Here is a 13,443-nt window from a genome sequence, read left to right as displayed (position 1 = left end):
CACGGCGTCCTACCCCGACACAAGGAAACCTCCTTTGCTGCAACTCCTGTTTAGCTGTCTCGGCTGCCTCGTGCTGCTGATCACTCTGGCGCCTTACATGCGGATTCGCCACTGGAGCGTGCGCAGTTTCGATTTCCCGCTTCTCCAGATTGCCATCATCGCCACCGCGCTGGCACTGGTTCAACTCGCGTTCGAACCCGAGCTCTGGTGGCATTGGGCCGGCGTCGCCGCCAGCGTGACTGCGGCGGTCATCCAGTGGGCGCGCATCTATCCATGGACCCCGTTGGCACGCTGTACGGTGGTCAAATCACGCCAGCGCGATGCCAGCCGTGAGATCACGCTGCTGGTCTCCAACGTACTGACGCCCAATCGTCAGGCATCGAAGTTGATCGATCTGGTCCACGAGCATGACCCCGACATCCTGCTGACGCTGGAGTCCGATCAGTGGTGGGGGGATCAACTGGACGCGGCCATCGGCGAGTCGATGCCGGAAGCGGTGCGTATCCCCCTCGACAATCTCTACGGGATGCATCTCTACTCCCGTCTGCCGCTGGAAGATGTCGAGGTCAAGTGGCTGATCCAGGACGATATCCCTTCGATTCATGCCTGGGTGAGGCTGGGGGATGGCAGTCGTATTCGTTTCCACGCCCTGCACCCGCGGCCACCCGCCCCGTCGGAGAGCGAGGAGTCGCTGTGGCGCGACGCGGAACTGCTGCTGGTGGGCCAGGGCATTGCAGAGCGCAGTGATCCCACCGTCGTTGCCGGAGACCTCAACGACGTCGCCTGGTCACCGACGACGAAGCTTTTCTGCAAGGTCAGCGGCATGCTCGATCTTCGCCGCGGCCGCGGCCAGTACAGCACCTTTCATGCCAAGTATCCGATCCTGCGCTGGCCGCTGGATCACGTCTTCGTCACCAAGCACTTCACCCTCGTTCACATGGAGCGGCTACCGGAAGTGGGATCCGATCACTTCCCCATGTTGGTGACGCTGCGCCATAACCCGACCCGGGCGTCCGAGAACGAGCCCGAGAAAGCCGATAGCGACGAGCGGGAAGATGCGGAGGAGACGATCGAGGAAGCGCAGGATCGGCATGGAGAGGAGCCGGTCTGAAACCGCTCGCCTGGAGCTGTCCACGCCTGACCACGACGCCACCCGATCGGGTGGCGTCGTGGTATCGGCCGCCGACCGGAACCGTTGATCAGAAGCTGGCTCCAGCTGGCGACCGGGTGGGAGAGCGTGCCCTACTCGGGGATCCCTCCCTCGGTCAGCTTGGCCGGATCGAGCAGGCGCTCCAGTTCCTGGCGCGAGAGATCGGTCTCCTCTTCGGCCACGTCGATGATCGGCCGCCCGGCCTGATAGGCCTTCTTGGCGACAGCTGCTGCCGCGTCATAACCGATCACCGAGTTGAGTGCGGTGACCAGAATCGGGTTCTTCGACAGCGGGCGCTCGATGTTGTCGCGACGCACATTGAACGTGGCGATGGCGCGGTCCGCCAGCAGCCGGCTCACGTTGGTCAGCAGCTTGATCGAACCGAGCAGGTTGTGGGCGATCAGCGGCAGCATCACGTTGAGCTGGAAGTTGCCGCTCTGGCCCGCCACGGTGATGGCTGCATCGTTGCCGATGACCTGAGCGGCAACCTGGGCCGCCGACTCCGGGATCACCGGATTGACCTTGCCCGGCATGATCGAACTGCCCGGCTGCAGCGCCTCCAGCTCGATCTCGCCCAGCCCGCCCAGGGGCCCGGAATTCATCCAGCGCAGGTCGTTGGAAATCTTCATCACCGCGACGGCATAGGCCTTGAGATGGCCAGAGAGTTCCACCGCCGTATCCTGGGAAGCCAGACTGGCAAAGAAGCTGTCGTTGGGCCGAAACTCGAGGTGGGTATCGCTGGCAAGCCGCGCTGCCACTTTCTCGGCAAAATCGGGATGGGCATTGACGCCGGTACCGACGGCCGTGCCACCGAGAGCCAGGCGGGTCACCCGCTTGAGCCCGTCCTGCAGGCGCTCCACCGACTGCCCGATCTGGCTCGACCAGCCGCCCAGCTCCTGGCTCAGCCGAACCGGCATCGCATCCATCAGGTGGGTGCGTCCGGTCTTGACCACGTCGTCGACCTCCTTTGCCTTGTCGTCGATGATCGCCCGCAGGTAGTGGAGCGCCGGCAGCAGCCGCTCGCGAACCTGGGTCGCCGCGGCAAGATGAATGGCCGTGGGGATCACGTCGTTGCTCGACTGGCCCATGTTGACGTGATCGTTGGGGCGGACCTCGAGGCCTTCCCGGCTGGCCAGGTGAGAGATCACCTCGTTGACGTTCATATTGGTCGAGGTGCCGGAGCCGGTCTGGAACACATCGATCGGAAACTGATCGACGTGCTTGCCGTCGATGATCTCATTGGCCGCCGCCACGATGGCCTTCGCTCGGTCATCGTCCAGCAACCCCAACTCCCGGTTGACCTCCGCCGCGGCGCGCTTGATATGGGCAACCGCAGCGATGAAAGCCGGAGGCAGCGGTTGGCCGCTGATCGGGAAATTGTTGATGGCACGTTGGGTCTGCGCGCCATAGCGCGCACTGGCGGGCACCTCGAGCTCGCCCATGCTGTCACGTTCGATACGCGGTTGGGTCATGACTTCCTCCTGACGATGGCGGATGAACACCGGTGAAATGTGGCAACGCCACCGCGTCGCGGCGACGGCGCTGCTAGGGACTCACTCAAGACTAGCAGGCCCTGCGCGGGTTGCTGCCACCACCGCCCCCCGCATGGCCGATGCCAGAGACCCGAGCCCCCACGTGAGACGACACCGCCCGCGCCGAGTGGGCGCGGGCGGTGAGAGGTTCCAACAGAGGGCGTCTGGCCGTGGGTCAATCGAAGTCGATGATCTGGCGAATCGCCTCCCCGCTGGCGAGACGATCGAAACCGAGGTTGATCTCGTCCAGTTTCAGACGGTGGGTCAGCAGCTTCTCTACCGGCAGCCGGCCGGCGCGGTAGAGCGCGATATACTCCGGCACGTCCAGCGACGGCACGTGCCCGCCCAGATAGGAGCCCTTGAGCGTGCGCTCCTCGGCGACCATTCGGGTGGGGCTGATGGCGAAACGCACGTCCGGATGCGGTAGGCCCGAGGTCACCGTGGTGCCACCGCGGGCGGTGCACTCGTAGGCGAACTCCAGCGCCTTGGAGACACCGGCGAACTCGGCGGCGATATCCACCCCGCCGCCGCTGATCTCGCGCACCTGCTCGATGGCATCGGCATCGCCACTGTTGACCACATGGGTGGCGCCCATCGCCTTGGCGGTCTCCAGCTTGTCGGGGGCGATGTCGGCGGCGATCACATGGCGAGCGCCACCCCCGGCAGCCCCCATCACCGCCGCCAGCCCGACCCCGCCGAGCCCGACCACCAGCACCGACTGCCCCAGACGCAGGCCGGCGGTATGGACCACCGCGCCGACCCCGGTCAGCACGGCGCAGCCGAACAGCGCCGCGATATGGAACGGCAGATCGGCGTCGATCCGCGTCAGCGAACGCCGCGAGGCCACCGCATACTCGGCGAAGCCGGAGACGCCGATATGGTGATAGATCTTCTGCCCGCCCTTGTGGAGGCGCATGCCGCCTCCCAGCAGGTGCCCTGCGCCATTGGCCACCTGCCCCGGCGCGCACAGCGCCGCGCGCCCCGAGAGACACGAGGCGCAGGCACCGCAGCTGGGCGCGAACGAGAACACCACGTGATCGCCGGGCGCCAGATCCTCGACGCCATCGCCGACCTCGACCACCTCGCCGGCGGCCTCGTGCCCCAGCACCATCGGCACTGGCCGCGGCCGATCGCCATTGATAGTGGAGAGATCCGAGTGGCACAGCCCGGCGGCGCGCATTCGTACCAGCACCTCGCCGCGCCCGGGCGGGTCGAGCTCCACCTCCTCGATCGACAGCGGCTGCGACTCCCGGTACGGGCGGGGCTTCTGCATCTCGTGGATCACGGCTGCATGCATTTTCATCGCGACTTCCCTATTCACAGTGGATCGATCCGGCACGCCTCATTGCATCGGATCCGATTGGCATTCGAGTGTCAGGCGCAGTGCTCGGTATTTCAGGCCCGGCACTCAGCGTTTCAGGCCCGATACTCAGCGTTTCAGGCGTAGTACTCGGGCGCGTGACGGAAGGTCGGCCACGCTTCCGGGTCGTGCCCGGTGACCACCAGCGCCCCGGTCTTCTCGGCCAGGGCGTGCAGTTTGCGCACGGAGCGCACCGTATCCACGGTCGAGGCGAGAAAGCCCGGCAGCGCCTTCTCCTCCCAGTGATCGGTGGTGTAGGCCGCATCCACCGCCAGCAGCACCGGGCCGGTCTCGGGGAGCTGGAGCAGGAAGCTGGCGTGGCCGGGGGCGTGACCCGGGGTGAAGACGAAGCGGATGCTGCCGTCGCCGAAGACGTCGTAACCGTCGTCGCCATCCTCGAGCAGATGCCACTTCAAACCGGGGCGATCGAAATCGGCGCGGATATAGCCACCGGCGGAGAACCAGTCCGGGGCCATCGCATACTCGTATTCGCATCGCCGCACGATATGCGTGGCGTTGGGGAAGCGCCCGGTCGCCCCGGTGTGATCCAGATGCAGATGGCTGTGCAGGACATAGCGAACGTCCTCGGGCTCGATGCCGAAGGCCTTCAGCGCCTGGACACACCCCTCCTCTTCACGCATCACCGGCCAATAGACCGCGGTGATGTCGCCCCAGTGCTTTTCGGGATCGCTGGCGCACTCGACGGCACAGCCACCATCGATGACCACATTCCCCTCCGGGTGCGTAATCAGATACCAGGGCACGGGGATCTCGTACTCATCCAGCCCCGCATTCATCTTGATATTGCACACCCGGCACTTGAGCGTACCGGTCTGGAACATGTAAAGACGTGGGGTAGTCATGACGCACTCCTGGTTTGACCAAATGAAGACGACATTGCCGCTGGCCGCGGTGTAAGCAAGGCGAAAGATTTTGATACCCGCGAGCGGCATCGACGCTCGCAGCCGGACGACCGGACGTGTCAGAGTAGGACAAGGCCGAATGGCGTGACCAGCGGACTTTGGTCCCAGGCAACCCTGCGATGCATCGGCACCGCACACCAGTCCAGTCCGGCCATGCCCGCTCTCAGCACATTCACCGAGGAGTCCCAGCCATGTGGCACCGTCACTCACTCACGCTCACCGCACGCCCGCGCGGCTTTCATCTGGTCACCGACGAGATCCTGGCGGCCCTGCCGCGGCTGGTCGAGATCCGCACCGGCCTGCTCCATCTGCAGCTGATGCACACCTCGGCCTCGCTGACCCTGAACGAGAACGCCGACCCCGACGTGCGTCATGACATGGCGCTGTTCGCCGCCCGGATCGCCCCCGAGCGGCTCGACGGCCTGCGCCACACCCTCGAGGGCCCCGATGACATGCCCGCCCACGTGCTGGCCAGCCTGTTCGGCACCCAGTTGACCCTGGCCGTGGACAACGGCCGCCTGCTCACCGGCACCTGGCAGGGCATCTGGCTCGGCGAGCACCGCCAGCACGGCGGCGCGCGCCGGATCACCGCTACCCTGACGGGCGAGTGACCTCGACAGCCTCGACCGCGAATCCACCCGGAAAAGCGCTCACCGCCACACTCTGGAGCCATGCATGCCCAACATTCATATTCGCCCCGCCACCCCTGAGGATGTGACGCAGATTCTCGCCTTCGTCCGCGAGCTCGCCATCTACGAGCAGGCCGAGCACGAAGTCGTGGCGACCGAAGAGAGCATCGCACGCTCGATCTTCGCCCCACAGGCCACGGCTCACGCCCTGATCTGCGAGCGCGACGGCCAGGCCATCGGATTCGCGGTGTACTTCTACAACTACTCCACCTGGCTGGCGAAGAACGGGCTCTTCCTGGAAGACCTCTATGTCACCCCGGAGGCGCGCGGCACCGGCGCCGGCAAGGCGTTGCTCAAACATCTGGCGCAGATCGCGGTCGAGCGTGACTGCGGCCGCTTCGAATGGAACGTGCTGGACTGGAACGAACCGGCCATCCAGTTCTATGAATCGATCGGCGCCAAACCGCAGAGTGAGTGGATCGGTTATCGCCTGACCGGCCAGGCGCTACAGGATCTCGCGGCAGCCTGATCGCCCGTGGCCGGCGGAGCCGAAAGGCTGAACCCTAAAGGTCAAGGCTTCCGACTCCGGCGTTCTCCAGATCCAGTCACTCTCCCTACCCACGGCATTCAGTGTGAATGCCGCGGCACCTCGGCGCCGCGACAGCCGCGCAGGAAGTCGAAGTCACAGCCCTCGTCGGCCTGCAGCACCCGCTCGATATAGAGCTGGCGATAGCCGCCGCTGGTGGCGATCTGGCTCGATGCCGCGGTCGGGTCGGCCGCAGCCAGGCGCCGCGCGATCTCGGCGTCGTCGACCTCCAGCTCGAGCTTGCCGTTGTCGCAGTCCAGGCTGATCCAGTCGCCGTTCTCGACCGCCGCCAGCGGTCCGCCCGCTGCCGCCTCCGGGGCCACGTGGAGGACCACAGTGCCGTAGGCGGTACCGCTCATGCGGGCGTCCGAGATACGCACCATGTCGGTGATGCCCTGCTCGAGGATCTTGGGCGGCAGACCCATGTTGCCGACTTCCGCCATGCCGTGATAACCCCGCGGGCCGCAGTGCTTCAGGACCAGAATGTCGTTGGCCTCGACCTCGAGCTCGGGATCGTTGATGCGCGCCTTGTAGTCGTCGAAGTTCTCGAACACCACCGCGCGACCGCGATGCTTCATCAGCTCGGGACTGGCCGCGGAGGGCTTGAGCACCGCGCCGTTGGGCGCCAGGTTGCCGCGCAGGATGCAGATGCCACCATCGTCGCGGAGCGGGTTGTCGAGCGGACGAATCACCTCGTCGTTGTAGTGCGGCGCGTCCTGCACGTTTTCCCAGATCGTCCTGCCGTTGGCGGTCAGCGCGTCCTTGTGGGGCAGTCGGTCGGCTTCGCCCAGCCGGCGCAGCACGGCCGGCAGACCGCCGGCGTAATAGAACTCCTCCATCAGGAAGCGCCCGGAGGGCTGCAGGTCGACGATGGTCGGCGTACCACGACCGATTCGGGTCCAGTCGTCCAGTGGCAGGTCGACCCCGATACGCCCGGCGATCGCCTTGAGGTGGATCACCGCATTGGTCGAGCCGCCAATGGCGGCATTGGTTCGTATCGCGTTCTCGAATGCAGCGCGGGTCAGTATCTTCGACAGTTTCAGGTCCTCGTCGACCATCTCGACGATGCGGTTGCCGGAGAGATGGGCGAGCACGTAGCGCCGGGAATCCACCGCCGGGATCGCAGCGTTGTGCGGCAGCGAGACTCCCAGCGACTCCGCCATGCAGGCCATGGTCGAAGCCGTGCCCATGGTGTTGCAGGTACCGGCCGAACGCGACATGCCGGCTTCGGCGGCCATGAAGTCATGAATCGATATCTTGCCCGCCTTGACCTCTTCGGAGAGTCTCCAGACCACGGTTCCCGACCCGATGTCCTTGCCCTCGTGCTTGCCGTTGAGCATCGGCCCGCCGGTCACCACGATCGTCGGAATGTCGCAGCTCGCCGCGCCCATCAGCAGCGCCGGGGTGGTCTTGTCGCAGCCCACCAGCAGCACCACGCCATCGATGGGATTGCCGCGAATCGCCTCCTCGACGTCCATGCTGGCGAGGTTGCGGGTGAACATCGCCGTGGGGCGCAGGTTGGACTCGCCGTTGGAGAACACCGGGAACTCCACCGGATAGCCGCCGGCTTCGAGCACGCCCTTCTTGACGTGCTCGGCGAGCTTGCGGAAGTGCGCGTTGCAGGGTGTCAGCTCCGACCAGGTATTGCAGATGCCGATGATCGGCTTGCCCTGGAATTCGTGGTCCGGAATCCCCTGGTTCTTCATCCAGCTGCGGTACATGAAACCGTTCTTGTCGGCGGTACCGAACCACTGGGCCGAGCGCAGACGGCGCTTGTTGTGGGGTCTATCCGATGAATCGCTCATCTCTCTCTCCTCGAACCCTAGTCAGTGGATGACGGCCGCGGCAGTCGTCCAGGATGTTGCCAACCGGTCGTCGGGCAGCGTCACAGCAGGGAAAACACAAGCCATGCCAGCCCGAACGACATCAGCGAAATACCGGTGGAGATCACCGTCCAGGTCTTGAGCATGGTCTTGGTGTCGACACCGAGGAAGCGACCGACCAGCCAGAACCCGGAGTCGTTGACATGGGAATAGCCGATCGCGCCCGCGACGATCGCCACGGTGATGCAGGCGGCGGGCAGCCCGGCCAGGCCCGGATCGCCCAGTACCACCGGCGCCATGATTCCCGCTGCCGTAGTCCCCGCGACCGTTGCCGAACCCTGGGCGATCCGAATCACCGAGGCGATCACGTAGCCGGCGAGGATCACCGGCAGGCCGAACGCCTGCAGGCTATCCGCCAGCGCATCGCCGATACCGCTCGCCGTCAGCACCCCGCCGAACATGCCGCCGGCGCCGGTGATCAGGATGATGCTGCAGACCGGCGACAACGCCTGCTCGACGATCTCGTTGATCGAGTCCATCGCGCCGCGCTCGCTGGACCGAATGACCAACAGCCACATCGCGATACAGGTGCTGATCAGCAGCGCGATCGGCGTCTCGCCAATCACCATCAGCGCGGCGACCAACGGGTTGTCGCCATCGATGACGCCCCCCTGGCCCAGCGTCGACAGCCCGGTGTTGAGGAAGATCAGCGCCAGCGGCAGCAGCAGTACCAGCAGCACGGTGCCGAAGGCCGGGCGCTTCTCCGGCGGGACCTCCTCGCTCTCCCCGCCCATCAGGTTGGGCACCGGCTGGAACGGCGAGCGATTGGCCAGGAGCAGCGACAGCCGGTAGCCCATCACGTACCACGTCGGCAGCCCCACCAGCAGGGCGATGAACAGCACCTGGCCGATGTCGGCGTGCAGGAACACGGCAGCCGCAACGGGGCCGGGATGCGGCGGCATCAACGCGTGCATGACCAGAAACGCCCCCGCGGCCGGAAGGCCATAGAGCAGCAGCGACGCCTTCAGTTCGCGGGCCACCGAGTAGATCACCGGCAGCATTACCACGAAGGCCGCGTCGAGAAAGATCGGAAAGCCGAACAATAGACAGGCGATCGACAGCCCGAGGGGCGCCCGCCTGCTGCCGAAGAAACGGATCAGCGTGTCGGCCAGAACGCGCGCGCCGCCCGACACGGCGACGAGACGACCCAGTACGGCCCCGAACCCGATCAGCAACGCCACGTTGCCGAGCGTCTTGCCGAATCCTCCCAGCAGCGTCGGCAGCAGGTCGGCGACCGAAATGCCGGTCGCCAGCGCGGTGCCGATACTGACGATGACCAGGGCGAAGAAGGGATGCAGGCGCACCCGGATGATCAAGATCAGCAGAATCGTGATGGCGGCAACGGCAATCCCCAGCAAACCCAAGGTGGGGAGACCGGCCGCCGCTTGTGTCGTGTCTTGCATGGCGTCCTCCTGACTCCTGCCACGGCTCCAGCCTGACACGCTCGCCGTGGGGTGCCGCTACGTTAGCGCTAAGATCCGATAACCAGGAAATGCCAAAATTCTGCGATATCGATATGCATATGGTTATCGAAAGGCACGTCTCGAGCGTGGCGCCCCGGGTTCATCACGCAAGGCGGTCCAGGCGACCCGACCAAAGTTGCAGTTTTCGCTCGACCGCCCCGTCAGCCACCAGCGCGACGCGTCTGCTTCCAGCGGTCGAACATGACCGCCAGCAGCAGAATCGCCCCGCGCACCAGATACTGATAGAAGGTGGGGACGTTGAGCAGCCCCATGGCGTTCTGCACGCAGCCCATGATCAGCACCCCGACCAGTACGCCAGTGATGGAGGCGACGCCGCCGGAGAGCGAGACGCCACCCAGTACACAGGCCGAGATGACGGCCAGTTCCAGACCCTGCGACGTATTGGGATCGCCCAGCCCCATTCGCGAGGTGAGCAGGACGCCGGCGATACCCGCCACCAGCCCCTGGAGCGCAAATACCATGATCTTCAGGCGCCGCACGTTGACGCCCGCCAGGCTGGCCGCTTCCGAGTTGCCCCCGGTCGCCAGTGTGTTGCGGCCGAATGCCGTCATGTTCAGAACGACACCGAAGACCAGGAAGCAGCCGATCATCGTCCACACCGGCAGCGTCAGCCCCAGAAACGATGCACTGCCCAGGTCGAAGAACCCCGGCACGGTGATCATTACCGCATCGCCGCCGGAGGTGATGTAGGCCAGGCCGCGCACGAACTCCATCGCCGCAAGGGTGGCGATCAGCGAGTTGATGCCGAAGCGGGCGACGACGAAGCCGTTGAAGGCACCGACGGCGGCGCCCGCCGCGATCCCCACCAGCACGCCGATCGCCACACTGCCGCTGGTGGATGTCACCATCGCCGCCACGACGCCGGAAAAGGCGACGATGGAGGCGACGGACAGGTCCACCTCCCCCAGTGCCAGCACCATCATCATGGTGGTGGCAATGGTGCCGATCAGCGTCACCGACAGCAGCAGGCCCACGATGTTGCGCCCGGTCAGGAAGTCCGGCACCAGCACCGAGAGGCCGATGAACAGCAGGATGAAGACGGCGATCAGCCCCGACGTGTCCAGCAGCGTTCGCAGCGGTTTGGGAAGTCCCCTGCGCCCTGCGACGGGCAGCGTCGACTGGGCGGCAACTTTGTCGTTCATGTTGTCGAATCCTCTTGCGATTCAAGACTCTCGTGGAAATCCGTGGCCACTCTCAGGCCGGTAGCGCCAGGCCCAGCAGACGCTCGGGCGTCGCCTCTTCACGCGGGACGATGTCGATGAGTTCACCGTTCCGCATGACCCCGATGCGATCGCAGATGGAGCTGACCTCCGCCAGATCGCTGGAGATGACCAGCACGCCCTTGCCCCGCTCGGCAAGGTCGTAGAGCAGCGAGTAGATGTCCCGGCGCGCGCCGACATCGATCCCGCGGGTCGGCTCGTCCATCACGAACAGGTCGATCTCCTCCGCCAGCCAGCGCGCCAGGATCACCTTCTGCTGGTTGCCGCCGGAGAGATTGGCGATGGGGGTCTTGGGGCCCGGCGTCTTGATCCGTAGCTGGCGGATGTAGTCCTGGGTGTTGCGGGTCTCTCGCGCAGGGTCGCGAAAGCCTCCCCAGCGCTTGAAGAAGCGCCGGCAGCTGATGTTGAGATTGTCGGAGACGCTGGCCACGGGAAAGATGCCCTGGGACTTGCGGTCCTCCGGGCACATCGCGATGCCGGCGCGGATCGCCTGCCGGGCCGAGCCGAACCGGCGGCTGGTGCCGTCGAACGAGACCTGGCCGGCCGTGGCACGCTCGACCCCGCAAACCAGCCGCATCAGCTCGCTGCGACCCGCGCCGACCAGTCCGAACAGTCCCAGCACCTCGCCGCGATGCACCTCCAGAGTGACCGGCGCCCTCACGCCTCGCCCCTCGATCCCCTCGAGGCGCATCAATACCTCGCCGCGTTCCCGCGGGCGGTAGCCGTAGACATCCTCGATCTCGCGACCCACCATCTCGCTGACCAGGGTGTCGTGATCGAGACCTTCGAGGGTGTCGTGGGTGCGGATATGGCGGCCATCGCGAAACACGGTGACCGCATCGCACATCTCGAACACCTCTTCCATGCGGTGGGTCACGTAGAGCACCACGCGCCCCTCGTCGCGCAGCCGTGAGACGATCCGCTTGAGATGCCGGATCTCCTGGACCGAGAGCGAACTGGTCGGCTCGTCGAAGGCGATGATGCGGGCATCGCGCAGCAGCGCCCTGCCGATCTCGATCATCTGCTGCTGGCCGATCGAGAGATCCCGCACCTTGGTCGAGGGGTGAATATTCCCCTCGCCCAACTCCTCCAGGATCGTCATCGCCCGTTCGCGCAGCCGACGCCGGTCGAGAAAGCCGTGCTTGACCGGCAGTTGCCCCAGCAGCAGGTTCTCCGCCACCGAAAGATTGGGCGACAGCGTCAGCTCCTGGTAGATGATCGAGACACCACGGCGCAACGCCTCCCGCGCGTTGGCAAAAACGATCGGCTCACCATCGATCCAGAGCTGCCCGCTGGTGACCCGGTTGACGCCGCTCAACACCTTGAGCAGCGTCGACTTGCCGGCCCCGTTCTCGCCCATCAAGGCGTGGACTTCCCCTCCCCGCGCGGCGAAGCTGACACCATCCAGCGCCCGGACGCCGGGGAATTCGACGGTGATGCCGTCGATGCGAAGATAAGCTTCCGCCATTCCAGTCTCCTCAGCGATGGGAACGCGGTCTCGCGAACGGGCCTACAGGCCCAGCTCTTCGCGAACCTGCTGCCAGTTGTCGCGCGTCATCAGCGTGCCCGTGGTCTCGGTGTTGGCCGGCGGCTCCTTGTCTTCGGTGATCCAGGTATAGAGATTCTCGGCGCTCTGGCGACCGTGCATGGTCGAGCTGACGGCAATCGTGCCGTAGAAGCCGGTCGGCTTCTCGCGGGAGAACTCGGCGAAGGCCGCGCCGGAGCCGTTGATGCCGACGCCGATGACCTGGTCGGGAGACAAGCCGTACTGCTCGCTCGCCCTGACGCCACCCAGCACGCTCTCCTCGTTGAGCGCAAAGATCACCCAGTGCTCGAAGCGGCCGTTCTTCGACAGCACCGGAGACGCCGCCGCGAAGGCACTGCTGGTATCGGTGTTCTGCTGCGGCGCGTCGAAGATGTTGTCCTTGACGAAGCCGGCTTCCAGCAGCGCGTCGGTGGCGCCGTCGGTGCGCTCCTTGGCAGTGGGCAGCTCGTTGTTGCTGATGCGCAGGGCAGCCACGCTTTGCGGATCCCAACCCCGCGCCTTCATCTCCTTGGCGATCGTCTCGCCGACCTGCTGGCCGATCTTGTAGCCCGACATCCCCAGATGCGGGACGGAAGCCATGGGTTCGCCATCCGCGCCGAGGAACTGGTCGTCGACGGTCACTACCTTCATGCCGTACTGCTTGGCGCGATTGACGATCGCCGGCCCGAGTCGCACGTCCGGCGGACAGATCACGAACCCCTGCGCGCCCTGGGAGTTCAGGTTGTCGATGGCACTGAGTACCTGCTGGCCATCCTCGCCGGCCAGCCGCACCACCTCGAAGCCCTCCTCCTGGCCGAGCTTGGTCGCCGCATCCTGCTCGTTGATGAACCACGCCTGTTCGGGCTTCTTGACGATGAACCCGATCTTGACCTCGTCCTGGGCCAGGAGCGGCGCGGAGGCGACCCCCAGGCCGGTCACGCCGAGTACGAAGAGTGACGATTTTAGAAAGCGAATCATTGGCGGCCTCCAGCCCCTCGGGGGACATCGGGTTTGTTGTTGGATGACGTTTGCCACGACATGGCTGTCGTGACACTAAGCCGTTGTTCGATAACCGGCTAATAACGATCCAACGGCAAACCGATATATGATTTGCTATCAGCAAACCGGGAGGACAACAGGCAGGCGGGGCG

At 65.4% G+C, this 13,443-nt stretch carries 11 protein-coding genes; 3 read left to right on the top strand and 8 right to left on the bottom strand.

Annotation, left to right across the window (positions count from 1 at the left end; genetic code table 11):
- Positions 1 to 34 precede the first annotated feature (34 nt).
- Positions 35 to 1,111 carry an endonuclease/exonuclease/phosphatase family protein gene (locus DOM45_RS07820; RefSeq protein ID WP_240612324.1) on the top strand — a complete coding sequence of 359 codons (1,077 nt, stop codon included), beginning with the start codon at positions 35 to 37 and terminating at the stop codon, positions 1,109 to 1,111.
- A 131-nt stretch (positions 1,112 to 1,242) separates the two neighbouring features.
- Here the strand turns inward: DOM45_RS07820 and DOM45_RS07815 are convergent, their stop codons facing one another.
- The 3 genes from DOM45_RS07815 to attM all read right to left on the bottom strand — a co-directional run bounded on the left by DOM45_RS07815 (position 1,243) and on the right by attM (position 4,905).
- Complete coding sequence (locus DOM45_RS07815) at positions 1,243 to 2,622, bottom strand: class II fumarate hydratase (protein WP_110599244.1); 1,380 nt, start codon at positions 2,620 to 2,622, stop codon at positions 1,243 to 1,245.
- A 235-nt stretch (positions 2,623 to 2,857) separates the two neighbouring features.
- On the bottom strand, positions 2,858 to 3,985 hold the full coding sequence (locus tag DOM45_RS07810; protein ID WP_110599242.1) for a zinc-dependent alcohol dehydrogenase family protein: 1,128 nt from the start codon (positions 3,983 to 3,985) through the stop codon (positions 2,858 to 2,860).
- A gap of 134 nt (positions 3,986 to 4,119) precedes the next feature.
- Positions 4,120 to 4,905 (bottom strand): AttM family quorum-quenching N-acyl homoserine lactonase, encoded by a 786-nt coding sequence (gene attM / locus DOM45_RS07805; protein WP_110599240.1) that lies wholly within the window; start codon positions 4,903 to 4,905, stop codon positions 4,120 to 4,122.
- A gap of 251 nt (positions 4,906 to 5,156) precedes the next feature.
- On the opposite strand from attM, the gene DOM45_RS07800 reads away from it, so the two are divergent.
- Together DOM45_RS07800 and DOM45_RS07795 are read left to right on the top strand one after the other, a co-directional pair.
- Positions 5,157 to 5,576: a secondary thiamine-phosphate synthase enzyme YjbQ gene (locus DOM45_RS07800; protein ID WP_110599238.1), complete on the top strand. Its 420-nt coding sequence runs from the start codon at positions 5,157 to 5,159 to the stop codon at positions 5,574 to 5,576.
- Positions 5,577 to 5,640: 64 nt separating this feature from the next.
- A complete protein-coding gene (locus tag DOM45_RS07795; protein ID WP_110599235.1) occupies positions 5,641 to 6,123 on the top strand; it encodes a GNAT family N-acetyltransferase in 483 nt (160 codons plus the stop codon).
- Positions 6,124 to 6,221: 98 nt separating this feature from the next.
- Here DOM45_RS07795 and DOM45_RS07790 read toward each other — a convergent pair whose 3' ends face one another.
- The 5 genes from DOM45_RS07790 to DOM45_RS07770 form a co-directional block, all read right to left on the bottom strand.
- Positions 6,222 to 7,985 carry an IlvD/Edd family dehydratase gene (locus DOM45_RS07790; RefSeq protein ID WP_110599233.1) on the bottom strand — a complete coding sequence of 588 codons (1,764 nt, stop codon included), beginning with the start codon at positions 7,983 to 7,985 and terminating at the stop codon, positions 6,222 to 6,224.
- Between the two features lie 80 nt (positions 7,986 to 8,065).
- Positions 8,066 to 9,466, bottom strand: a complete 1,401-nt coding sequence (locus DOM45_RS07785; protein WP_110599231.1) for a GntP family permease — start codon at positions 9,464 to 9,466, stop codon at positions 8,066 to 8,068.
- A 221-nt stretch (positions 9,467 to 9,687) separates the two neighbouring features.
- A complete protein-coding gene (gene araH, locus DOM45_RS07780) occupies positions 9,688 to 10,689 on the bottom strand; it encodes an L-arabinose ABC transporter permease AraH (RefSeq protein WP_110599229.1) in 1,002 nt (333 codons plus the stop codon).
- A 52-nt stretch (positions 10,690 to 10,741) separates the two neighbouring features.
- Positions 10,742 to 12,235 (bottom strand): L-arabinose ABC transporter ATP-binding protein AraG, encoded by a 1,494-nt coding sequence (araG, locus tag DOM45_RS07775; RefSeq protein ID WP_110599227.1) that lies wholly within the window; start codon positions 12,233 to 12,235, stop codon positions 10,742 to 10,744.
- A 42-nt stretch (positions 12,236 to 12,277) separates the two neighbouring features.
- Positions 12,278 to 13,270: an arabinose ABC transporter substrate-binding protein gene (locus DOM45_RS07770; RefSeq protein WP_110599225.1), complete on the bottom strand. Its 993-nt coding sequence runs from the start codon at positions 13,268 to 13,270 to the stop codon at positions 12,278 to 12,280.
- Positions 13,271 to 13,443 lie beyond the last annotated feature (173 nt).

This window comes from Salinicola lusitanus, assembly GCF_003206045.1.
GTDB classification, from domain to species: domain Bacteria; phylum Pseudomonadota; class Gammaproteobacteria; order Pseudomonadales; family Halomonadaceae; genus Salinicola; species Salinicola lusitanus.
The sequence above is the reverse complement of the archived record's forward strand: the minus strand, read 5'-3'. Positions and strand labels throughout refer to the sequence as shown.